The organism is Geodermatophilus sp. DF01-2 (assembly GCF_004571065.1).
Taxonomy (GTDB): domain Bacteria; phylum Actinomycetota; class Actinomycetes; order Mycobacteriales; family Geodermatophilaceae; genus Geodermatophilus.
The window spans coordinates 1-679 of sequence record NZ_SPQN01000195.1; the positions used below are offsets into that span (position 1 = coordinate 1).

Annotated in this window: 1 protein-coding gene; it reads right to left on the reverse strand. The window is 81.0% G+C overall.

Features of this window, described 5'->3' with window-relative positions:
* The coding region (locus tag E4P41_RS22500) for a hypothetical protein (protein ID WP_209307870.1) at positions 1 to 679 on the reverse strand (679 nt) is incomplete at both ends.

The window sequence follows — 679 nt, forward strand, 5'->3', positions numbered from 1 at the left end:
GATCTGCCCGCGCCGGGAGCGCGGGGGCGGCCACCCCGGCGCGGTGAACCGGCCGCCCGTCGCGGAGCACGCGCACGCTGGTGCCGGTGCCGATCGACGTCGTCTCGGCGGGGATGACCGCGAGGCCGTCGTCGGCCGGCACCGCGCCGTAGGTGCGGCCGACCGTGCCGCGCGGGCCGACCTGCAGCCGCGGCGAGACCTCCACCGCGTCGCCGCGGGCGGCCACGACGACGAGGGTCGCGGGACCGGGGCCGCCGACCAGGAGGGACGCCGGCCGGTACGGACCGAGGTCCGGCGGCACGGAGGGGCGGAGCTCCTCCGGCGCCGCACCGACCGGGCCGGTGAGCCACACGCCGCGCACGTCCTCGTCGACCGTCCCGGCCAGCAGGACGACCCGGCCGTGCGGCGTGTCGGTGGCGAGGACGACGTGGCGCTCCCGGACCGGCGGCGGGGTCAGCGGGCCCCACTCCACGCGTCGCACCGCCTTGACGAAGGCGGCGTCGGCGGCGAGCGAGCCGCGGGTCGGCCCGGTGAGCACCTCCGGCGGCTCCTCCGCGGGAACGGCGACCGGCCGCCCCGCGGGCGGCTCCGGAGCACCGCCGGTCAGGGTCGGCGCGACGGCGAGCGTGACCGCCACCAGCGCCGCGGCCCCGGCTCCGCCCCGCAGCCGGCGGAGATC